The following is a 22242-nucleotide window of genomic DNA, read 5'->3' on the forward strand; positions in this document are numbered from 1 at the left end:
AGGAGAACACGAGCATGCGGATCGCGCTGGCACCCGACGATACGGCCGCGCACGACGGTTTCGACGACGCCGCGTGGACGGCGCGCGAACTCAGCGCGTGGCTCGGGCTCGTCTATCAGGGGCCGTCGGAAGCCACGCCGTGGGCCGGCTTTCTCGAAGCGATCCGCGTACAGCTCGACGCGAGCTTCACGACGCTCGTGCTGCGCAATCCGGGCGGCTCGCGGCACGGGCTCATCATCAACGCATCGACGCACGGGCCGCTGCTGCCCGGCGAGCCGTCGTACAGCGAGCAGTTCTACGCGCTGTGTCCGTTTCTCGACCACCCGCCCGGCCAGGTGTTCACCGCCGACCGGCTGTTCGGCGAAACCGCGTGGCGCACGCACGATTTCTACCGGCAGTACCTGCAACCGCTCGACCTGCGCTACATCCTCGGCGCGAACCTGCGCGGCGAACGCGGCGTCGAGTGCGCGTTCTTCGTGAGCCGTGCGCACGGCGGGCGCGATTTCGACGCGGCCGAGCGCGCGCAGGTCGCGACGCTGCTGCCGCACCTGCAGCGGGCGGTCGAGCTGCACGCGGCGTTCGACGTGCTCGATGCCGAACGCGCGCTGTACGCGGGCACCGTCGACCGCCTCGATGTCGGCACCGCGATCGTCGACGAGGACGGCCGCGTGATCAAGCGCAACCGCATCGCGGAGCGGCTGATCGAGCAACAGGACGGGCTTTGCGTGCGCCAGGAGCGGCTTCATGCATCGTGCCCGCTCGACGAGCGCCGGTTGCAGAAGGCGCTGCAGGCCGCGCTCGAGCATTTCCGCGCGGGCGCGCTCGCGCGCATCGAAGCCACCACGCTGTCGCGCCCCGGCGGCGCGATGCCGTTGAGCGTGCTGCTGCGCCCGCTCGCGCCGTACCGCGGCGCCGAGGACCGCCAGCACCGGCCGGCCGTCGCGGTGTTCGTCCGCGATCCGGCATCGTCGCCGCAGACGTCGCGCGACATGCTGCACCGGCTGTTCCGGCTCACGCCGATGGAGACCGAAATCGCGCTGCTGCTCGTCGACGGGCTGACGCTCGACGAAGCGGCCGCCGCGACGGGCATCACGAAGAACACCGCCCGCGCGCACCTGCGCGGCATCTTCGCGAAAACGGGCGCGACGCGGCAGGCCGTGCTCGTGAAGACGCTGCTCAACAGCGTCGTGTCGATGGCCTAGCGGGCGGCGACCGGGCGTCCGGCGATCGGTGTTTTCTCAATTCATGTCATACGTCATCAGACATTCATGAATCGAAAATCAGCCTCGTGATATTCCCCAACATTTGCATTATTTCCGGGTAAACCCGCGACGTCTTTACCGGTAGTCAGGCGTACCATGTCATACGACGACATACTACATCGATCGCCACCCAGATGCCGACGCGGACTGCAGCCCCGTCCGCCGCCGCCCGACCGGAGACACCCTTGAACCCGCCCTCGCCCGCCCTGCCCGGACGCGACCCGCTCGCGTCCGCCGTCTCGAAAGTGAAATGGCATGTGCTGCCGCTCGTGCTGATCATGTTCATCGCGAACTACATCGACCGCGTGAACGTCGGCTTCGTCGATCGCCACCTCGAAGCGTCGATCGGGATCGGCGCGGCCGCGTACGGGCTCGGCGCCGGGCTGTTCTTCGTCGGCTACGCGCTGTTCGAAGTGCCGTCCAACCTGCTGATGCAGCGCTACGGCGCACGCGTGTGGCTCGCGCGGATCATGGCGACGTGGGGCATCGTCGCGGCCGCGATGGCCTTTGTGTGGAACGACACGTCGTTCTACGCATTGCGCTTCCTGCTCGGCGCGGCCGAGGCCGGCTTCTTCCCCGGCGTCGTGCTGTACCTGTCGCAATGGCTGCCGCCGCAGGAGCGCGGCAAGGCGATGGCGATCTTCCTCGGCGGCTCCGCGTTCGCGTCGGTGCTGTCCGGGCCCGTCACGGGCGCGCTGCTGTCGATCCGCGGGTTCGGCCTCGAAGGCTGGCAGTGGATGTTCCTGATCGAGGGGTTGTTCTCCGTCGCGCTGTGCGGCGCAAGCTGGCTGCTGCTGAAATCGCATATCCGCGACGCGACGTGGCTCACGGCCGAAGAACGCGCGGCGCTCGAACATGCGCTCGACGAGGAGCGCGCAACGCGCGACGTGCGCTCGAACGTGCCCGTGCGCGGCACCGCGCTGCTGCGCGATCCGCAGATCATGCTGTTCTGCTTCCTGTACTTCTCGATCCAGCTGACGATCTACGCGGCCACGTTCTGGCTGCCGACGATCATCCGCAAGATGGGCGGCCTCACCGATTTCCAGGTCGGCCTCTACAACACGATTCCGTGGATGATCGCGATCGGCGCGATGTACGGCTTCGCGGTGCTGTCGTCGAAGTGGAAGCATCCGCAGCGCTGGCTCGCGTTCGCGCTCGTGCTCGCCGCGTGCGGGCTGTTCGCGTCGACGTCGCACGATCCCGTGTGGTCGTTCGCGTCGATCTGCTTCGCCGCGCTCGGCTTCAAGGCCGCGTCGTCGCTGTTCTGGCCGATCCCGCAGGGTTATCTCGACACACGCGTGGCCGCGGCCGTGATCGCGCTGATCAACTCGGTCGGCAACCTCGGCGGTTTCGTCGCGCCAACGGCCTTCGGCTATCTGAAGCAACATACGGGTTCGATCACGGGCGGGCTGTATGCGCTCGCGATCGCGTCCCTCGTCGCCGCGGTCGCCGCGCTGTTCGCGCGCACGCACCGGCGCAACGATCCGCCGCGCGGCCTGCCGGCCGACGCGTCCTTCACGAACGCTTCGATGCTCCGCCATGCCGAACACTGACCGCCTGACCGTCGTCGTCTCGAACGCCGCCGACGCCGACCTCGCCACGTTCTCCCTCGCGGCCGACGGCACGCTCGCGCCGCTCGCCCGCTACCCGGCCGCCGACGTCGCGATGCCGATCGCCGTGCAGGCCGATCGCGCGCGGCTTTACGTCGCGACGCGCGGCGAACAGCCGACGATCGTCGCGTTCCGGGTCGTCCCGGCCACGGGCGCGCTCGCGCGCATCGGCACGACCGCGATCGACGCGAGCCACGCGTACCTGTCGCTCGACCGCAGCGGCCGCTGGCTGTTCGGCGCGTCGTATGGCGGCAATTCGCTGAGCGTCTATGACGCCGCGCGCGTGCGAGACGGCGACGGCACACCGCTGCAGGTAGCCGGCGGCATCGCGAACGCGCACGCGGTGATCGTGTCGCCGGATAACCGTTTCGCGTACGTCAGCTCGCTCGGCTCGGACCGCGTGTTCAGCTTCGCGCTCGTCGAGGACGCGGCCGGCCTGCGCGCGCTCGAACACGGCGAAACGCGCGTGCCGGCCGGCTTTGGCCCGCGTCACCTGCGCTTCACGCGCGACGGCCGCGCGCTGGTCGTCGTCAGCGAATTCCAGGGCACGCTCGCGACGTTCGCACGCGATCCCGACAGCGGCCGGCTCAGCGACGCGCATGTGAGCGCACCCCACCCGGCCGTCGCCGAACTCGCGCAAGGTCACGCGCGACCGCCCGCGCCCGCCGCCCCGTCCGTGTGGGCCGCCGATCTCCACCTGACGCCCGACGAGCGTTTCGCGTATGTCAGCGAACGCACGTCAAGCCGGCTGCTCTGCTATCGCCGCACCGCCGACAACACGTTCGAACCCGCGCACGCGACCGCCACCGAGACGCAGCCGCGCGGGTTCGCGATCGATCCGTCGGGGCGCTGGCTCGTCGCATGCGGTGAACAGTCGGAACACGTGTCGGTGTATGCGATCGCGCCGGACGACGGCGCACTGTCGCTGCACGCGCGCGTGCCGGGCGGCCGCGGCGCGAACTGGGTCGCGATCGTCTGACGATGCTGCGCCTGCGCGGGATCCGACAAGCGCTTCGCGAAAGCCGGTGCCTTCCCGCGTTCAGCGCCGCTCGCTCGGCGCAACGCCCGTCCAGCGCTTGAACGCGCGCGTGAAATTGGCGCGGTCCGTATAACCGACGCGCGCCGCGATCTCGTCGACCGGCAGGCGCGTGCCCTCGAGCAGCCGCAGCGCGTCGCGCAGCCGGATCTCATCGAGCAGCGTCGAATAGGTCGCGCCGTACTCCGCGAGCTTGCGCTTGAGCGTGCGTGCCGACACATGCAGCTCGCGCGCGATGTCGTCGACCGACGGATAACCGCCGTCGCCGCAGATCAGCAGATTGCGCACGCGCTCGACGATGCTCTCCGCATAACCGAGCCGCGCGAGTTCGGCCTCGCACTGCTGGACGATCATCTGCGCGGTCTGCGCGTTCGCGGTGCCGATCGGCTCGTCGAGCAGCGCGGCGTCGCAACGGATGCGGTTCGCGCTCGCGTCGAAATGGCAGCGCGGCAACCGCGCGCGATAACGCTCGAACCACGGCGGCTCGGGCCATTCGAAGTGGAGTTCGGCGCGCGACTGCAGCGTGCTCCCCTGCGCCGGATACAGCAGCGAATTGAACAGGATCGCGGTCTCGACCAGGAAGTTCTCGACCGCGAACTGGCGCAGCCGGCCAAGCGGAAATGCTTCGAGCACGTCTATGTCGACGATCCCGTCGAGCTGCGCGAGCCGCACCGAGAAGAACGGCACGCGCGTCGGCAGATAGCGGATGCCGAGCGCGATCGCCTCGCCGAGCGTCGCGCAGCTCATCAGCCCGAAGCCGATCAGTCCCGCTTTCGTCAGGCTGCTGCGCAAGCCGATCTCGATCGCGATCGACGGGTCGTCCGTCGCGTCGAGCAGGTTGAACACGATCGCCGCCTGTTGCAGCGGCGTGATGCGCGCGTCGGGCTGCGCGAGCCGCTCGCGCTCGACGCCCGAGCCCGCGAGAATGCGGCTGCCGTCGATGCCGCGCTCCTCGGCCAGCATCAGCATGAACAGCGCATACGCGGACGACACCGTCGCCTTGTTCAACTGGCGCGCGGCATCCGGGACGGACAGGACCATGCGGCGGACTCCGGAGCGGTTTCGGCGGATTGTAGCGTCGCTGGCCCGCAATGACACCGCGGCGGCACTCTAGCCGCGCGGCGCGGCAACGAGCGCCCGTGCGTCGGCCAGCATGGCCCGAAATGACACCACCATTGGCACCCGCGGCCCTCGCGTGCGGTCCGGCGCGCGCCTATGCTTGTCACATCGGCATAACGCCCCACTCTTTCCGCACGGATTCCGGTCGATGAGCCAACCCGCACGAACCGCATTTCGCCACGACGCGGACAAGGTCGCGTACGTCCGCCGCGAGGTCAACGCCGCGAGCGACGCGATCCGCGCGCGCTTTCCGCTGCTCGACAACCAGAACCTCGTCGGCGCGACGGTGATGGCCGCGTCGGTTGCCGCGATGCTCGCGATCGCGTGGCTGTATGCGCGCGGCGCGATCGCGTGGTACGTCGCGCTGCCGCTGGCCGCGTTCGTCACGTCGCTGATCCACGAGCTCGAGCACGACCTGATCCACCTGATGTACTTCAAGAAGACGCCGTGGGCCTATCACCTGATGATGGCGCTGTGCTGGCTCACGCGGCCCGGCACGATCAACCCGTGGACGCGGCGTCGCATGCACCTGCATCACCACAAGGTGTCGGGCGGCGAATCGGATCTCGAAGAATTCGGCATCACCAACGGCGAGCGCTGGGGCGTGAAGCGCCTGCTGATGATCGCGGACGGCATGCTGGCCGTCGTGCTGCGGCCGGCCGCGATGCGCCGCAAGGTGAAGCAGTACGTCGCCGCGCAGCCGGTGCAGGATGCGGCCGAACGCGTGCAGTTGCGTGTCGAGCAGGTGTCGTCGTACATGCCGGTCGGTCACGTGTATTACGCGCTGTGGCACGCGTTCATCGTCTATCACGTCGGCCTGTTCGCGCTGCATGCGTTTGGCTACGCGGTGACGGTGCCGGCCCTCGTCGAGCGCGCAATGAACGTCGTCGATTTCCTCGCGGTGGTATGGCTCGGGCCGAACTTCGTGCGCAGCTTCTGCATCAACTTCGTCAGCTCGAACATGCATTACTTCGGCGACATCGATTCGCGCAACGTGATCCAGCAGACCCAGGTGCTCAACCCGTGGTGGATGCTGCCGTTCCAGCTGTTCTGCTTCAATTTCGGCAGCACGCACGCGATCCATCACTTCGTGGTGCGCGATCCGTTCTACATCCGGCAGCTGACCGCGCGCACCGCGCATGCGGCACTGCGCGAAGTGGGCGTGCGCTTCAACGACGTCGGCACGTTCGCGCGCGCGAATCGCTGGGGTGCCTATCGCTCGCCGCGCGGCGAGCGCCGCATGCAGGCCGACGCGTAACGCGGGCGTCCGGCGGCACGCTGTGCCGAACCACCGCGGTCCATCAATCGCCGATCGGCGGCATCGCCCCCTGCCCGCGAATCCACGACCAGTTCGCGAGCTCGGCCATTTCCTTGTCGCCGCGGCTGTCGCCATACGCGAACAACTGCTTCGGCGGCCGGTTGCCCCACCACCCGCGCAGCCGCACGACCTTCTGCGGCCCCCAGCAGTTCTCGCCGTCGAGCCGCCCGGCGAACGTACCGCGCTCGAACGCAAGCCGCGTTGCGAGCACCGCATCGAAGCCGGCCGTCTTCGCCCACTTCTCCAGATACAGCGACGGCGACGCGCTGACCAGCACGACTTCATGCCCGCGCGCCTGATGCTCGCGAATGCGCTCCAGCATTTCCGGACGCACGAAGCGCGGCAGGTACGTGTCGACGAACGTGCGCGCCTGTGCGTCGAGCGCGTCCTCGCGGATCGGCCCGAACGCGAACGACGCGAACTTCGCTTTCGCGTCGCCGCGCGACAGCAGCCCGGCCTTCATCGCGACGATCCAAGGCAGTGCGCGCAGCCCGGCCCATGCGAAACGCGGCGTGCCGACCGCGTAGCGGACGAAATGGCGGAAGCTGTCGGTAGTCGTGATGGTGCCGTCGAAATCGAATGCGGCGACGATGCGGTCAGTCATGGAAAATCGGCGGGAAAGCGATGGGATGCCCGGGAAGATAGCAGACTCGCGCCGGCGTGCGAGAAATGGCGTGACGCGATGCGCCCGAGGCAACGAACCCGCGCGGCACAGCACCCGGGTTCGTGCCGTTCGCTCAGCGCTGCGGCCGCGCCGCCAGCGCAGCAGGAAGCACGACGTTCATCAGGTGGTCGGCGCGCGACAGCAGGTCGGACACGCGTTCGTCGAGCCCGCGCAGTTGCGCGGGTTGCATCCGGATCTGCTGGACGGCCTGCCCGACGATGTTGCGGCGGTCGAACAACGTGCGCTCGACACCCGCGTCGTCCGGCACGTGCACGACGTCCGCCACCGCGCTCAGCGCCGCGAGCACGACCACGAGGTTTTCTTCCGCGTGGCGGACCTTCGTGGCGAGTTCCCCGGTGCGGCGCGGGAAGAAACCGAGCGACTGCTTGAGCGCGCCGAGCGCCGCGCGGTAGTCGACATGATCCGACGCCCCGCCGAACCAGCGTTCGAACATGCCGGCCTTGCGCGTCGCCTGCGCGAGCATCCCGGCCATCATGTCGGCCGCGCCGAGTTCGTTGAATTCGCGCGTCGTCGCCGCGACGGCTTCGACGAGGTTGCCCGCCGTCTCCAGCGCGCCGTCGCCGATCGTCGCGACCGTCGCGAGCTTGAGCGGCACCAGTTGCCGGATATGCCGCTCGATGCGCGGCGCGTAGTCGGGATACAGATTCGGAAAGCTGGCCTGCGCGGCGCGGAAGCACGCGTCGAGCTGCGGGTGATTCGATTCGCCGAACAGCGCACGGCCGAGCGCATCGGCCGGCGCCGCGCGTTCGGCCTTGTCAGCCGCCGGCCCGAAGTCGAGCGCCTGCGGCGCCGCTCGCTCGGGCACACGCGCGGCCGGCGCGCCGCCCGCAGGCGGCGCGTCGAACGCAAGACGCCCGGGCGTGCGCTCGGGCGTCGTATCGAACTCGAGCCGTTGCGGCTCGTCGGACGGATTCGTCATCGCTGCATCCTGCCCGGCGCGGCGGTGTCCCGCACGCCGGGCCGCGGCCAGTCAGACCGCGCCGCCGTAGGCGCGCACGAAGTCGCCGAGGCCACGGTTGTAGCCGGCGCCGACGGCCTTGAACATGAAGTGACCGTCGCGGCGATAGAAGCTGCCGACCTGCACCGACGTCTCCATCGAGAAGTCTTCCTCGAGCGCGTACTTCGCGATCACCGCGCCCGACACCTCGTCGGCGATCTGGATATAGCTGTTGCGAACCTGGCCGAAATTCTGGCGGCGCGCTTCGGCCTGGTCGATCGTGACGACCACCGAGATTTCCTCGATATCGGCCGCGAGCTTCGTCATGTCGATGAAGATCACTTCGTCGTCGCCATCGCCGCTGCCCGTGCGATTGTCGCCGCTATGCACGACGCCCATGCACTTCGACGCGGGCATCCCGCGCTTCGGGAAATCGTCGCCCGGCTGGATGAAGGTTTCCTTGCGCTCCATCGTGCGCACTTCGCTGTTGTAGAACACGAAGTGCTGATCCGAGATCAGCTTCGGATTGCTCTGCGCGTCGTACTTGCACAGGAACACCGACACGTCGAGATCGAAATCCGTGCCCGTGTCCGTCGAGTTCGCGTCCCAACCGAGACCGATGCGGAATTTCTGCGTGCCGGGCGCTTCCTTCGACAGGTTGACGCGACCGCCTTTCGACAAATTGATCATCTGAACCTCTTCTGCTGGAACCGCCGTTGCGCCGGCGGTCATGCCGGGCCGCCCTGCGCGGCCCCTCGTTGATGGTGTCCGTGCCGCGCGCGTTACTCGCTCGCCACCGCGGTCCGGTCTTCCCTGCGTTGCACGACGATCGACGACCACACGGCCGCCGCGATCATCGCCGCGCCGATCAGGCCCGTGACGACCTCGGGCACCTCGAACTTCACGCCGAGGAACATGATCGTTGCGAGCGCACCGATCGCCCAGAACGCGCCGTGTTCGAGAAAGCGATATTGCGCGAGCGTGCCCCTCTTCAGCAGCACGAGCGTCATCTCCCGGATATAGGCCGCGCCGACGCCGAGGCCGAGCGCGATCAGGAAGATGTTGTTCGACAGCGCGAACGCGCCGATCACGCCGTCGAAGCTGAACGACGAATCGAGCACTTCGAGATACATGAAACCCGCGACGCCTTCGCGCACCACGCGCGTGCCCGTCTCCCCGCCGCCGACCAGGTCGCCCACGCCGTGCGCGATCACGAAGCCGATCACGCCGAACGCGCCCGCGAGCAGGAAGCTGACCTGCTCGGCCGCCGGTACGTAGAACGACGCGACGATCACGATCGCGAGCGTCAGCGCCACTTCCAGCGCCGTGATGCGACCGAGATGGCGCATCGGGCCTTCGAGGAAGCCGATCCAGTGCTCGTCCTTCTCGGTGTCGAGCATGAACTTGAAGAACACCATCAGCAGGAACGCGCCGCCGAACGCCGACACCTGGTGATGCGCGGACGTCAGCACCGCCGCGTACTTCTCGGGCGATTCGATCGCGAGCGTCAGCGCGTCCCACAGGCCGATGTGGCCGATCACCGCGACGATCAGCAGCGGGAACACGAGGCGCATGCCGAACACCGCGACCGGCAGGCCGAACACCATGAAGCGGTTGCGCCACTTCTCGGACCAGTTCTTCAGCACGGAGGCGTTGACGACCGCGTTGTCGAGCGACAGCGAGATTTCGAGCACGGACAGGACCGCGACGATCAGCATGTCCTTCACGCCGCCGAGGAGATAGGCCGCGACCAGCGCGAGCACCGTGAGCGACAGCGGGATCTTGAAGTCTTTCAACATGATGGGGATATCGAGTTCTGAAAAAGAGGCATGCGGGCCGCGCTTACTTCGCGCGCACCCAGTCGCAGAATTCCTGCGTGATCAGTTGTTCGTAGATCTGTTCGTCGCTGACGTCGAGCGATTCGAGATGCAGGAAACCAACGTTCGGCATCTCGTCCGCGACTTCCGCGAGGAAGCCGAATTCGCTCGGATCGCCGACGCCGACCAGCGACCAGTACAGCGGGAAGTGCTGCGACTCGGCCAGCAGCTGGCGCACGCGCTTGCGGTCGTTCTTCGGGTTCTGGCCGTCGGTGACGAACAGCACCCAGGCGGGCAGATGGCCGTTCACCGGTGCGGATGCGGCCGGCGCGGGCGCTTCGTCCGCGCCGCCGAACAGCCGGCTCAGGAAGCCGCGTTTCGCTTCGCGCTGCGGCTGCGGCTCCGGCGCGCGGAAGAAGAAGTCGACGATGTCGTTCATCACCGGCGCGTACTGCGTGCCGCCCCACTTGTCGATCCGGGCTTCGAGCACGTGGTCGGAAATGTACGAGCCGTAGTTGTCCGGCGTCGCGGTCGGCAGGCGGTCGTAGCCTTCGGTGAAGGTCCACGTGTCGACTTCGCCGTTGTCGTCGAACTTCAGCGCGATGCCGAGGATCCGGTCGTGCGTGTCCTGGATCACGCCCGACTGGTACAGCGGCTTCGCGGAGCCCGAGATGTCGAGCGCCGCGCCGACGCGCACGACGGGCGGCTTCAGGATCTGGCGTTTTTCGAGGACGATCGCGACCTTCGCCGCGCGTTTCTCAAGCGTAATCATGCGGTGTTCCTCAAGAGTGCTTCGGAGCGAATCGGGTGATCAGGTCCTGTTCGAGCTGGCGCAGGCGCGGCGCGTCCTGGTCGCGCTGGCGCTTGCCGTCGGCGATGATCTGCGTGATGTCGTCGAACGCGCCGAACAGCTGCTGCTGCGCGTATTCGAACGTATCGGTCGAGATCACCGGGCGCTGGCCGAGCTTCGCGACTTCCTGCGCGTTCTGGCGGTTCAGGTCGGCCTGCGCACGGATCGCCTCGTCGGCCGCGTCGTACGTCGCGTTCGCGAGCGCCGCCGCGCGCTTCGTGCTGAGCTGCTCGAGGTAGAGCGCGAACGCGTTGGTCCACGCGGGGATCAGCACGGTCTTGATCGTCATGAACTTCGACGTCAGCGTGCGTTTCTGGTCCTGCTCCATCCGGATCTGCGGCGCGAGCTGCTTCGACATCAGCATCGCGCGGTCGAGGTCGTCGAGCTTGCTTTCGAGCGCGTCGACCTTGCGCTTCACGTCGAGCAGGCGTTGCGCGCCGAACGCGTCGTCCACCTGCTGCTGGCCGGCCGCGAGATGCGCGCGCAGCGTCGCGAGCGCCGTCTCGCCGTGCGCTTTCGACTGCGCGAGCGCCTGGTGCAGCGCGTAGTTGTCGTTGTACATCCGCTCGAGTTCGTCGATACCGGCCTTCTGGCGCTGCGCATGGCTCTCGAGCTCGACGACGAGCGTATCCATCCGCTTGCTCACCGACTCGTATTGCGACAGCAGCTTCTCCTTGGTCGAGCGGAACAGCCGCGTGACCTGCGTGAGCAGCCCGCCCTTGTCGGCGCCGCGCGGGTCGAGCCCTTTCGCGGTCGCGATCAGTTCGTTGAGCTTGTCGCCGAACTGGTCGGCATCCGACGCGCGGACGCTCGCGAGAATCTGCTGGGAGAAGGCGGCGATCCGCGTGCCCTGCGTCGCGCCGAGCTGGTCGATCTCGTCGACGGTGATCAGGCGCGCGTTCTCCATCGGCTTCGCTGCCGGCACGACGGCGGCGGCAGGCACTGCGACAGGTGACAAAGACGGGGTGGAAGGACGATCGCTGACCGCATCGGATTTCTTGTCGTCGAATAGCGGCTTCATGTGGCTACCACGTTTCCTTTTCTGCTTTTTGCTACGTGTTGTCGTGCGCGCGAGGCGCGCATCCGCGATAACCGCCGTGCTCTCTCACGGGCGGCAGACGGACAATAAATGGCACGGCCGCATTACGTCAAGCGACGTAATTCTTTCAATTGCCATTCATTTTGTAATGAAGTGCGTGACCACGATGCCAGCCCGTCGCCATCCATACCGCCATGCGCGTTGGCCGCGTAAGATTCGGACGCATCCAAACTTACACGTCTGATCAATGCGAAAGAAAAATGAAATCGCCGGTATTGGCGCGTTTCAGACACCGCGCATGGGCGGCCGAGAGGCTCGCGATCGCCGATCGCGCGCTATCGATCGTGCACGCGATTCATGCCGAGCCGAGGCAGGACGAACGGCACGGAGCGGTCACGAATCGTGAAGTCCCATCGTCCGTCGATGCCCACGAACGTCGCGCTGAAATGCCGGACGTCGGCCCAGGTGATGTCGTCCAGATGGCACGACGCATACATCGCGCCGACCGTGCGTTGCGCGCACACCTTCAGCGGATCCTTCGACACGAGCGTGAAGGTGACGGCCTCTTCGAACGGGCAGTCGTAGTCGGTGACGAGCAGATAGGCGGCCGGCGTTTCGAACTGGCGCAGCAGCACGTAGCCGGAAATGGCGAGACCGCAACGCACGTCGTCCACGAGCACATGCGTGCGTGACGGCCACGCTTCGTACGGACCGTCGTGCGTTTCGAGCGTAAAGCGCTCGACCGGCTTCATCGCCGCGTCAGTTCGCGGCCTTGCGATACAGCGCGACGTAGCCCGCGAGCATCAGCAGCAGCGACCCGCTGACGCGGTTCAGCCACTTCTCCCCCGCCGCTTTCCACACCCGCACCGAATGCACGCCAAGCAGCGCGTAGCCGGTCATCCCGATGACGTCGATCGCGACGATCGTCGCCGCGAGGATCGCGTATTGCGGCGCGATCGCGTGCGACCGGTCGACGAACTGCGGCAGCAGCGCGGACATGAACAAGTAGTACTTCGGGTTGCTCATCGCGACGAAAAAACTCTTCAGGAAGGCGGTCCGGCGATCGGGCGTCGGGGGCTCGAGTTCCTCGGCCACGGCGGACCGGCCGCTCGACATCAGCATCCGGATGCCGACATACGCGAGCCACGCCGCGCCGAGCAGCTTCAGCGTCACGAACGCCGTTTCGGATGCGTCGAGCAGCACGCCGAGGCCGAGCCCGACCAGTGCGACGAGCACGACGTCGGCCGTGACGGCGCCGAGCATGCCGACCATCGCGTGACGCAATCCGTAGCGCGAACCGTTGCTCATCGCGAGCAATACCGTCGGGCCGGGTGTCGCGACGCCGACGGACAGGATCAGGGCAAATGCGAGCAACGCGGAGAGCGACATGGCGTGGCGTTCCTTCTGAAAGCGGCCGTGCGAACGGATGGCATCGTCGATCTCGGCCGTGCGGGCCGCAACCGGCGCGCCCGGTTTGCTACGACGAATGTGAACGGCCAATGATCGCACGCTCGTCCCGATGGCGCTCGGCGGCTGTGCGGTGCCGATCGTGCACGGCGATCGCCCGCCATCCCAGATAGTGATACCTCATTTTTGTAAACGACAATCATTCTCGTTTACGTTAGACTCCGCCGCTCGATAAAAACACGTCCGCGACAGCACGGACGCGTCACGCCGCCCGGATTCCGACTTGCCGCCCTGGGATGGATCACCGACTACCTCCGATTTGCGTCCCATGTCGACACTTTCGATACCCGTCCGGCGTCTCACGCCGATTGCATTCGGCATTGCGCTCGCCTGCACGCTCCCTGCCGCCGCGCGTGCCCAGCAGCCCGCCCCCGGCGCCAGCGTCAGCGCTTCGCCCGACGGCGCTGTGCTGCCGTCGATCAACGTGACCGGCGCCGCCGAGCCGCTGCCCGGCGACCTCGCGCCGACCTACGCGGGCGGCCAGGTCGCGCGCGGCGCGGATTTCGGCGTGCTCGGCCGGCAAAAGGCGAGCGACGTGCCGTTCAGCATGACCACCTACACGTCGAAACTGATCGAGGATCAGCAGGCGCGCACGCTCGCCGACGTGCTCGACAACGATCCGGCCGTGCGCAGCGCGTCCGGGTACGGCAACTTCTCGCAGGTGTTCGTCATCCGCGGCTTCCAGCTCGCCGGCGACGACGTGTCGCTGAACGGCCTGTACGGCGTCACGCCGCGGCAGCTCGTCGAAACCGACGCGGTCGAACGCGTTGACGTGTTCAAGGGCGCGAACGCGTTCCTGAACGGCGCGTCGCCGAACGGCTCGGCGGTCGGCGGTGGCGTGAACCTGCAGTTGAAGCGCGCGGACGACAAGCCGCTCACGCGCGTCACCGTCGACGGCGAGGTGTCCGGCTCGTTCGGCACGCATGTCGACATCGGGCGCCGCTTCGGCAGCGAAGGCCAGTTCGGCGTGCGCGTGAACCAGTCGATCCGCGGCGGCGACACGGCCGTCGGCGACGAGCGCCGCCGCAGCAACGTGACGGCCGTATCGCTCGACTGGCGCGGCGACAAGCTGCGCCTGTACGGCGACTTCCTGTATCAGCGACAGCGCATCGACAACGGCCGCCCCATCGTGCTGATCAGCGGCAACCAGTTGCCGGCCGTGCCGTCCGCGACCCACAACTATGCGCAGCCGTGGAGCTTCAGCGAGCTCGAAGACACGGTCGGGATCGTGCGCGCCGAATACGATTTCCTGCCCGCGTGGACGGCCTATGTGTCGGCCGGCGCGCGTCATACGAACGAGCACGGCGACTACTACACGCCGACCTACTCGTCGTCCGGCACGACCGGCTCGCGCCTGAGCGTGCCGCACAAGGAAGATGCGCAGTCGACCGAGGCCGGCGTGCGCGGCCGCTTCACGACCGGCCCTGTGTCGCACTTCGTGACGGCCGGCGCGTCGTTCATCCGCATCGACAGCCAGTCCGCATACACGATGTCGAACGCGTTCCCGACGACGCTCTACGATCCGGCGCCGGTCACCTTCCCGCCGACTGCCTTCGCGGGCGGCAACATGGACGATCCGGGCACGGTCACCAGGACCTGGCTGCGCAGCTTCGCCGTATCCGACACGCTCGGTTTCCTCGACGACCGCGTGCTCTTCACGATCGGCGCGCGCCGCCAGTCGATCTCGGTCGACGACTTCAGCTACACGGGCGCGGCCACCGCGACCTACAGCGACGCGATCACGACGCCGGTATTCGGTCTCGTCGTGAAGCCGTGGCGCAACGTGTCGATCTTCGCGAACCGCAGCGAGGCGCTCGCGCAGGGCGAGACCGCGCCGAGCACCGCGCGCAACGCGGGCCAGGCGCTGTCGCCGTTCCGCTCGAAGCAGTACGAAGCCGGCATCCGCTACGACACCGACAAGTACGGCGCGTCGCTCGCGCTGTTCCAGATCGAGAAGCCGATGGCGTACACCGATCCGGCATCGAACCTGTTCGGCGCCAACGGCACGCAGCGCCACCGCGGCATCGAGACGGCCGTGTACGGCGAACCGTGGAAAGGCGTGCGGCTGATCGCGGGCGCGACCTACCTCAATGCAACGCTGCAGAACACCTCGGGCGGCGCCAACGACGGCAACCGGCCGATCGGCGTGCCGTCGTTCCTGTTCAACGCGGGCGCCGAATACGACGTGCCGATGCTGCACGGCCTCACGCTGACCGCGCGCTGGATCCACACGGGGCCGCAGTATCTGGACGTCGCGAACACGATGTCGATCCAGGCGTGGGACCGCGTCGACCTCGGCGCGCGCTACGCGACGGAACTGTTCGGCAGGAAGACGACGTTCCGCGCGAACGTGCGCAACGTCGCGAACAAGTCGTACTGGTCGTCGACGATCGGCGGGTATCTGACGCAGGGCGATCCGCGCTCGGTGTGGCTGTCGATGACGACGGATTTCTGACGTCAGCGGAAGGGAGTGGCGGGCCGCCACCAGAGTTTGCTATACTCTCGGTCTTCCGGAGAGATGGATGAGTGGTTTAAGTCGCACGCCTGGAAAGCGTGTATAGGTTAATCGCCTATCGGGGGTTCGAATCCCCCTCTCTCCGCCAGAACGCATGAAGCCCCTTGATTTCCCGGAAATCAAGGGGCTTTTCCTTTTGGGGCGCCGACACGCCCCCTATCCGCCCGCCTCCCGCGTCACGGATGCCTGATGTAATCCACCAACGCCCGCGTGTATTCATCCGGCCGCCGATCGCACAGACTCGCCACGATCGCCACCGCAAACCCTGCCGGCACACCGAACACGCCCGAACTGATCGGCTCGATCCCGAACCACGTGCGCCCTGCGAACCCCGTCAGCTGCGTGAAGTACGGATAGGTCGACACGATGTAATACACGCACACCGTGAGCCCCGTCACCATCCCGGCAATCGCGCCGCGCGTCGTCGTGCGCTTCCAGAACACGCCGAGCACGAGCACCGGAAAGAAGCTCGATGCCGCGAGCGAGAACGCGGCGCCGACGAGGAACAGGATCTTCCCCGTATTGAGCGACGCGACATACGACGCGAACAGCGCGACGCCAAGCAGCAACACCTTCGAGATCGTCACGCGCCGCTGGCTCGACGCATCGGGTGCGACCATGCAGTAATAGACGTCGTGCGACAGCGCGTTCGCGATCGTCAGCAGCAGCCCGTCCGCGGTCGACAGCGCCGCGGCGAGCGCACCGGCCGCGATCAGTCCCGACACGACATACGGCAGCCCCGCGATCTCCGGCGCGGCCAGCACGACCATGTCCGGCTGCATCTGGATTTCCGACCAGTGCACGATGCCGTCGCGAATCACCTCGACGACGCTGATCAGGTCCGGTTCGAAGTGATGCCATTGCGTGACCCACGCCGGCAATTCGGCGAATGGCCGCCCGACGAGGTTCGCGAGGATCTCGTACTTGATCAGCACCGCGAGCACCGGCACGCTGAGGTAGAACAGCGCGATGAAGAACAGCGTCCAGCCGACCGAACGCCGTGCCGACGCGACCGACGTGGTCGTGTTGTAGCGCGTCAGGATGTGCGGCAGGCTCGCGGTGCCGAGCGACAGGCACAGCAGCAACGCGAGAAAATTCCGCTCGCGCGGCTTGCGCTCGTCGTCGCTCGCGGCGGGAAACGGCTCGTGCATCGGCACGGGCGGCTCGGCACGGGCAAGCAGGTCGTCGCGCGCCTGCGTCCACGCGACGCGCGCCGCCGCCGGATCGCGCGGGAAATCGGCCAGCTCGCGCTCGCGCTGGCTGATCTCGCGCAGCGGCCCGTTGTGGCGCCGCAGGTCGGCGAGCTGGTCGGCAAGATGCCTGCGTGCGTCCGCATAGGACGCCGGCAGCCGGTCGAGCCGTGTCTGGATGTCCGCGGCTTGCCGGCGGTACGCGTCGCGCACCTGCTGCTCCCCGGACGCATCGCGCACCTGCGCCTCGCGCGCCGCGACGCGCTCCATCAGCTTGCCGTAACTGAACTGCGGCACGGGGCCGAGCCCGTTCTTCATCGCGATCAGCGACACCGGAATCAGGATCGCGCTGATCAGGATGATGTACTGCGCGACCTGCGTCCACGTGACCGCGCGCATCCCGCCGAGAAACGAGCACACGAGAATGCCCGCGAGCCCGCAGAAGATCCCGATCGCGAAATCGACGCCGATGAAGCGCGTCGCGATCAGGCCGATCCCCTGGATCTGCGCGACCAGATACACGAACGAACACAGGATCGCCGCGCCGGCCGCCAGCGCGCGCACGGCGGTGCTCGAAAAGCGCGTGCCGAGAAAATCGGGAATCGTGTAGCGCGCGAGCTTGCGCACATAAGGCGCGAGCAGGAACGCAACAAGGCAGAACCCGCCCGTCCAGCCCATCACGTACGCCAGCGCGTCGTAGCCGGTGGAATAAAGCGATCCGGCCAGGCCGATGAACGACGCGGCCGACAGCCAGTCGGCCGCCGTCGCCATCCCGTTGAACGCGGACGGCACGCGCCGCCCGGCCACGTAGTACTCGACGAGATCGGACGTGCGCGACAGCAGCCCGATCACCGCATAAACGGCGATCGGCACGAACAGGAACACGTAGCCGATCCAGACTCCGGAGCCGGTCGCGCGCTCGATCCGCCACATCAGCAGCACGAACCCGAGAAACCCCAGCGTGTAGAGCGCGTACGCGCGTATCAGTCGATGCGTCAGCATGAATCAGCGCCCGCCGTGTGCGTGGGCGGTGCGCGCCGCATGGTCGTCATACGCGCGACGCAGTGTGCGGTCCGCGCGTTGCATCAGCCCGATGTAGACGACGATCAGCACGAGATACACGAGAATCGCACCCTGCGCGCCGACATAGAACGGCAGGCTGAAACCCGCGAAGCGGACACCCGCGAGCGCGGGCGCGAAGAACGGCACGACGAACGACACCGTGAAGCCGATCGCCATCAGCACCACGATCAGCGCGACGTTGAAACGCCAGTAGCGCGCGTGGGCACGCGCGAGCGGTTCGGGAACGGGCGGAGGCGCAGCGGGCGCGGGACAGGTCGGAACGGTCATGCCGTTATGTAGCAAAAAGCCCCTGCGCGGACAATCGGGATTGCCGCGCAGGGGCTCATGCGCGCGTGGCGCGACGCAGGTGCGATCAGCGCACTTCGGTGAGCTGGTCGAGGATCGCCGGGTTCTCGAGCGTGGACGTGTCCTGCGTGATCGCCTCGCCCTTCGCGAGCGAGCGCAGCAGGCGCCGCATGATCTTGCCCGAACGCGTCTTCGGCAGGTTGTCGCCGAACCGGATGTCCTTCGGCTTCGCGATCGGCCCGATCTGCTTGCCGACCCAGTCGCGCAACGTCTTCGCGAGCGCCGCGGCTTCCTCGCCTTCCGGACGCGAACGCTTCAGCACCACGAACGCGACCACGGCCTCGCCCGTCGTGTCGTCCGGACGGCCGACCACGGCCGCCTCGGCGACGAGCTCGTGCGAAACCAGCGCCGACTCGATCTCCATCGTGCCGAGCCGGTGGCCCGACACGTTCAGCACGTCGTCGATCCGGCCCATGATCGTGAAGTAGCCGGTGTCCTTGTCGCGCACGGTGCCGTCGCCGGCGAGATACAGCCGGCCGCCGAGTTCCTCGGGGTAGTAGCTCTTCTTGAAGCGCTCCGGGTCGCCCCAGATCGTGCGGATCATCGCGGGCCACGGGCGCTTGACGACGAGGATGCCGCCCTGCCCGTTCGGCACGTCCTGGCCCGTCTCGTCGACCACCGCGGCCATGATGCCCGGCAGCGGCAGCGTGCACGAACCGGGCACGGTCGGCGTCGCGCCCGGCAGCGGCGTGATCATGTGGCCGCCCGTCTCGGTCTGCCACCACGTGTCGACGATCGGGCAGCGCTCCTGCCCGACGTGCTTGTGATACCACATCCATGCTTCCGGATTGATCGGCTCGCCGACCGTGCCGATGATGCGCAGGCTCGACAGGTCATGGCTCTTCGGATGCACCTTGTCGTCGGCTTCGGCCGCCTTGATCAGCGAGCGGATCGCGGTCGGTGCGGTGTAGAACACGGTGACCTTGTGATCGCCGATCATCTTCCAGAAGCGGCCGGCGTCCGGATAGGTCGGCACGCCCTCGAACACGACCTGCGTGCCGCCGCAGGCGAGCGGACCGTAGGTGATGTACGTGTGGCCCGTGACCCAGCCGATGTCGGCCGTGCACCAGAACACGTCGGTCGGTTTCCAGTCGAAGGTCCACTTCATCGTCTGCGCGGCCCACAGCAGGTAGCCGCCCGTGCTGTGCTGCACGCCCTTCGGCTTGCCGGTCGAGCCCGACGTATACAGGATGAACAGCGGATGCTCGGCGCCGACCCAGGCCGGTTCGCATTGGTCGGATTCTCCGTCCGACAGTTCGTGCATCCACAGGTCGCGGTCCGCATGCCAGTCGATCTTGCCGCCGGTGCGGCGATAGACGATCACGCTCTTCACCGCTTCGCAGCCACCCAGCGCGATCGCCTCGTCGGCGATGCTCTTGAGCGGCAGCGTCTTGCCGCCGCGCGCCTGCTCGTCGGCCGTGATCAGCGCCACCGCGCCGACGTCGACGAGCCGCTCGTTCAGCGATTTCGCGGAGAAGCCGCCGAACACGACCGAGTGCGTCGCGCCGATGCGCGCGCAGGCCTGCATCGCGACGATGCCTTCGATCGACATCGGAATATAGATGACCACGCGATCGCCCTTGCCGATCCCGCGTTTCTTCAGCGCATTCGCGAAGCGCGACACGCGCGCCAGCAGATCCGCATAGGTGACGCGCGTGACGGTGCCGTCGTCGGCCTCGAAGATCACCGCGACGCGCTCGCCGTTGCCGGCCTCGACGTGCCGGTCGAGGCAGTTGTACGACGCGTTCAGCTCGCCGTCTTCAAACCACTTGTAGAACGGCGCGTTGCTCTCGTCGAGCACCTTCGTAAACGGCTTGTGCCACGCGAGGCCCTCGCGCGCGAGACGCGCCCAGAAGCCTTCGTAATCGGCCTCGGCCTCGGCGGCGAGCGCGCGATAGGCCGGCATGCCGGAAATGGTTGCCGCCTTCTCGAGCGCCGCGGGCGGCGCAAACTGACGGGTTTCGTGAAGAACCGATTCAATCGCAGACATCGACTACCCCTTGGTGAACATGAATCCTCTGCATGGCGGCGCGATCGTGCGCGCCGCGCGTCTTGGCCGGCGCATGTGCGCCGCTGTCTCCCACCCACCCGCGCACGGCCGCGAAGGCTGCGCGCGATGCTGCACCGCACCACGTCGCGCGTTGGCGAACGTGCGGCCCGGTAGTTTGCACGATAAGCGCTTCAACTTACCCGTCACTTACGCGGCATGGCCGTTGGCAGAGCCGTTTCGCATGTCGGGCGGCGCTTTACGCTGTTACAAACGCGACCCTACAATCCTAACTGAACTCGCCTCCCGGATTCCAGCTTGAATCGCTACGCCCTCTTCCTCATCCTGTCGATGCTGTTCGTCGGCAGCAACGTCGGTATCGGTAAATCCATCGTTGCATTCGTTCCTGTCGCCATCCTCGCCACGCTGCGCTTCGTGATCGCGATCGCCGTGCTGTGGCCGCTGTTCAGCCCCGTGAAAATGCGCGCGGTCAAGCGCGGCGAGTGGCTGAACCTGTTCCTGCAGGCCTTCTTCGGCACCTTCATGTTCACGCTGCTGATGCTCAACGGCGTGCAGCGCACCAGCGCGGTGGCGGCCGGCGTCATCACGAGCACGATCCCGGCCATCGTCGCGCTGTTCGCGTGGCTGATCCTGCGCGAAAAACCGAACGGCCGTGCGCTCGTGTCGATCGCGCTCGCGATCGTCGGGGTCGTGACGATCAACCTCGCCAACGGCGGCGCGGCCGGGCACGGCGCCCACGGCGAAGCGTCCGGCTCGCTGACCGGCAACCTGCTGATCCTCGGGGCCGTGTGCTGCGAATCGATCTACGTGATCCTGTCGCGCCGGCTCACGCAGACACTCGCGCCGATCGACATCTGCGCGTATACGCACCTGTTCGGCCTGTTCCTGATGCTGCCGCTCGGCGCGACGGCGCTGTGGCACTTCGATTACGCGAGCGTGCCGGCCGGCACCTGGGTGCTCGTCGTCTGGTACGGGCTGTCGGCCAGCATCTTCTCGTTCTGGCTGTGGATGAAAGGCATCCGGCACGTGCCGGGCAGCCTCGCCGGCGTGTTCAGCGCGGTGCTGCCGATCGCCGCCGCCGCGTACGGCATCGCGTTCCTCGGCGAACGCCCGACGCTCGCGCACGGCATCGCGCTCGCGTGCGTCGTCACCGGCATCGTGCTCGCGAGCCTGCGCGTGAAACGCGTGCCGTCCGCCGCCTCCTGATCGGTCCCCGGCCGCGCCGGCGCGTCGCTGCAGTCGCGCCGGCCGACGCGTTACAATAGCGCGCCTTTTCAAGATTACCCCCGATACCTGCGCACCGCGCCCGCACCGCCATCATGTCCGCCCCGCATTCGCCCGGCCGCCCCGCCCGTCGCCCGCTTCGCCCGCTTCCCGCGCTGATCTTCATGAGCCGCTGGCTCCAGGTTCCGCTTTACCTCGGCCTGATCGTCGCGCAGGCCGTCTACGTGTTCCTGTTCCTGAAGGAAGTCTGGCACCTGCTGTCGCATGCGACCAGCCTCGACGAAATCAGCGTGATGCTCGCGGTGCTCGGCCTGATCGACGTGGTGATGATCTCGAACCTGCTGATCATGGTGATCGTCGGCGGTTACGAAACGTTCGTGTCGCGCCTCGGCATCGAGGGCCACCCCGACGAGCCCGAGTGGCTCGACCACGTGAACGCGGGCGTGCTGAAGGTCAAGCTGTCGATGGCGCTGATCAGCATTTCGTCGATCCACCTGCTGAAGACGTTCATCAACCCCGACCAGCACACGATGCACGCGATCATGTGGCAAGTGATCATCCACGTGTCGTTCCTCGTGTCGGCGCTCGTGATGGCGTGGGTCGACCGCCTGACGACGCACACGCACCCGGCCCATTTTCACGAGCCGCGCGCCCACGACGGGCACGCGCCTGCAGCGAACGAGCCCCGGAAGCCGGCCGAAGCAGCCGTGAACGCATAAAACGCATTCCCCACTGTC

19 protein-coding genes and 1 tRNA gene are annotated in these 22242 nt (G+C 67.3%); 8 read left to right on the plus strand and 12 right to left on the minus strand.

Annotated features, from left to right (window positions below):
* Window positions 1-14 precede the first annotated feature (14 nt).
* The 3 genes from ACN22W_RS12250 (at window position 15) to ACN22W_RS12260 (ending at window position 3851) form a co-directional block, all read left to right on the plus strand.
* Window positions 15-1202, plus strand: a complete 1188-nt coding sequence (locus ACN22W_RS12250; RefSeq protein ID WP_419684533.1) for a helix-turn-helix transcriptional regulator — start codon at window positions 15-17, stop codon at window positions 1200-1202.
* Window positions 1203-1447: 245 nt separating this feature from the next.
* On the plus strand, window positions 1448-2815 hold the full coding sequence (locus ACN22W_RS12255; RefSeq protein WP_419684536.1) for an MFS transporter: 1368 nt from the start codon (window positions 1448-1450) through the stop codon (window positions 2813-2815).
* Window positions 2802-3851 carry a lactonase family protein gene (locus ACN22W_RS12260; RefSeq protein ID WP_419684538.1) on the plus strand — a complete coding sequence of 350 codons (1050 nt, stop codon included), beginning with the start codon at window positions 2802-2804 and terminating at the stop codon, window positions 3849-3851. Before ACN22W_RS12255 ends, ACN22W_RS12260 begins: the two co-directional genes overlap by 14 nt.
* Window positions 3852-3911: 60 nt before the next feature.
* Here ACN22W_RS12260 and ACN22W_RS12265 read toward each other — a convergent pair whose 3' ends face one another.
* A complete protein-coding gene (locus tag ACN22W_RS12265; RefSeq protein ID WP_419684540.1) occupies window positions 3912-4949 on the minus strand; it encodes an AraC family transcriptional regulator in 1038 nt (345 codons plus the stop codon).
* Between the two features lie 226 nt (window positions 4950-5175).
* Between ACN22W_RS12265 and ACN22W_RS12270 the strand changes: the two genes are divergently transcribed.
* Entirely contained in the window at window positions 5176-6285 is a 1110-nt protein-coding gene (locus ACN22W_RS12270) for a fatty acid desaturase (protein WP_193098728.1), read from the plus strand.
* A 43-nt stretch (window positions 6286-6328) separates the two neighbouring features.
* Here the strand turns inward: ACN22W_RS12270 and ACN22W_RS12275 are convergent, their stop codons facing one another.
* The 8 genes from ACN22W_RS12275 to ACN22W_RS12310 form a co-directional block, all read right to left on the minus strand.
* Window positions 6329-6949 carry an HAD family hydrolase gene (locus ACN22W_RS12275; RefSeq protein WP_048248867.1) on the minus strand — a complete coding sequence of 207 codons (621 nt, stop codon included), beginning with the start codon at window positions 6947-6949 and terminating at the stop codon, window positions 6329-6331.
* Window positions 6950-7082: 133 nt separating this feature from the next.
* Window positions 7083-7949 carry a hypothetical protein gene (locus tag ACN22W_RS12280; RefSeq protein WP_419684543.1) on the minus strand — a complete coding sequence of 289 codons (867 nt, stop codon included), beginning with the start codon at window positions 7947-7949 and terminating at the stop codon, window positions 7083-7085.
* Between the two features lie 51 nt (window positions 7950-8000).
* A complete protein-coding gene (locus tag ACN22W_RS12285; protein ID WP_129512557.1) occupies window positions 8001-8657 on the minus strand; it encodes a TerD family protein in 657 nt (218 codons plus the stop codon).
* Between the two features lie 92 nt (window positions 8658-8749).
* A complete protein-coding gene (locus ACN22W_RS12290) occupies window positions 8750-9766 on the minus strand; it encodes a DUF475 domain-containing protein (protein WP_419684545.1) in 1017 nt (338 codons plus the stop codon).
* A 43-nt stretch (window positions 9767-9809) separates the two neighbouring features.
* The gene (locus ACN22W_RS12295; protein WP_343494579.1) at window positions 9810-10556 is read right to left on the minus strand and encodes a VWA domain-containing protein; all 747 of its coding nucleotides are present in this window, start codon (window positions 10554-10556) and stop codon (window positions 9810-9812) included.
* Window positions 10557-10566: 10 nt separating this feature from the next.
* Window positions 10567-11655: a toxic anion resistance protein gene (locus ACN22W_RS12300; protein WP_419684547.1), complete on the minus strand. Its 1089-nt coding sequence runs from the start codon at window positions 11653-11655 to the stop codon at window positions 10567-10569.
* A 353-nt stretch (window positions 11656-12008) separates the two neighbouring features.
* The gene (locus ACN22W_RS12305; RefSeq protein ID WP_419684549.1) at window positions 12009-12425 is read right to left on the minus strand and encodes a hypothetical protein; all 417 of its coding nucleotides are present in this window, start codon (window positions 12423-12425) and stop codon (window positions 12009-12011) included.
* 7 nt (window positions 12426-12432) lie between these two features.
* A complete protein-coding gene (locus ACN22W_RS12310; protein WP_193098734.1) occupies window positions 12433-13062 on the minus strand; it encodes a LysE family translocator in 630 nt (209 codons plus the stop codon).
* Window positions 13063-13408: 346 nt separating this feature from the next.
* Between ACN22W_RS12310 and ACN22W_RS12315 the strand changes: the two genes are divergently transcribed.
* Both ACN22W_RS12315 and ACN22W_RS12320 read left to right on the plus strand, forming a co-directional pair.
* On the plus strand, window positions 13409-15595 hold the full coding sequence (locus ACN22W_RS12315; protein ID WP_419684551.1) for a TonB-dependent receptor: 2187 nt from the start codon (window positions 13409-13411) through the stop codon (window positions 15593-15595).
* Between the two features lie 57 nt (window positions 15596-15652).
* Window positions 15653-15743, plus strand: a tRNA-Ser gene (locus ACN22W_RS12320).
* Window positions 15744-15831: 88 nt separating this feature from the next.
* On the opposite strand, the gene ACN22W_RS12325 is transcribed toward ACN22W_RS12320, so the two are convergent.
* From ACN22W_RS12325 to acs, 3 genes are all read right to left on the minus strand, one after another.
* Window positions 15832-17847, minus strand: coding sequence for a VC_2705 family sodium/solute symporter (locus ACN22W_RS12325; protein ID WP_419684553.1), 2016 nt, complete (start codon window positions 17845-17847; stop codon window positions 15832-15834).
* 3 nt (window positions 17848-17850) lie between these two features.
* Window positions 17851-18195, minus strand: a complete 345-nt coding sequence (locus ACN22W_RS12330) for a DUF4212 domain-containing protein (RefSeq protein ID WP_419684555.1) — start codon at window positions 18193-18195, stop codon at window positions 17851-17853.
* Between the two features lie 85 nt (window positions 18196-18280).
* The gene (gene acs, locus ACN22W_RS12335) at window positions 18281-20263 is read right to left on the minus strand and encodes an acetate--CoA ligase (RefSeq protein WP_193098737.1); all 1983 of its coding nucleotides are present in this window, start codon (window positions 20261-20263) and stop codon (window positions 18281-18283) included.
* Between the two features lie 315 nt (window positions 20264-20578).
* On the opposite strand from acs, the gene ACN22W_RS12340 reads away from it, so the two are divergent.
* Window positions 20579-21487 carry a DMT family transporter gene (locus ACN22W_RS12340; RefSeq protein WP_419684557.1) on the plus strand — a complete coding sequence of 303 codons (909 nt, stop codon included), beginning with the start codon at window positions 20579-20581 and terminating at the stop codon, window positions 21485-21487.
* Between the two features lie 113 nt (window positions 21488-21600).
* Window positions 21601-22224, plus strand: coding sequence for a TIGR00645 family protein (locus ACN22W_RS12345; protein WP_166960507.1), 624 nt, complete (start codon window positions 21601-21603; stop codon window positions 22222-22224).
* Window positions 22225-22242: the final 18 nt, after the last annotated feature.

Origin of the sequence: Burkholderia theae, from assembly GCF_048565265.1 — a bacterium.
Classification (GTDB): Bacteria; Pseudomonadota; Gammaproteobacteria; order Burkholderiales; family Burkholderiaceae; genus Burkholderia; species Burkholderia theae.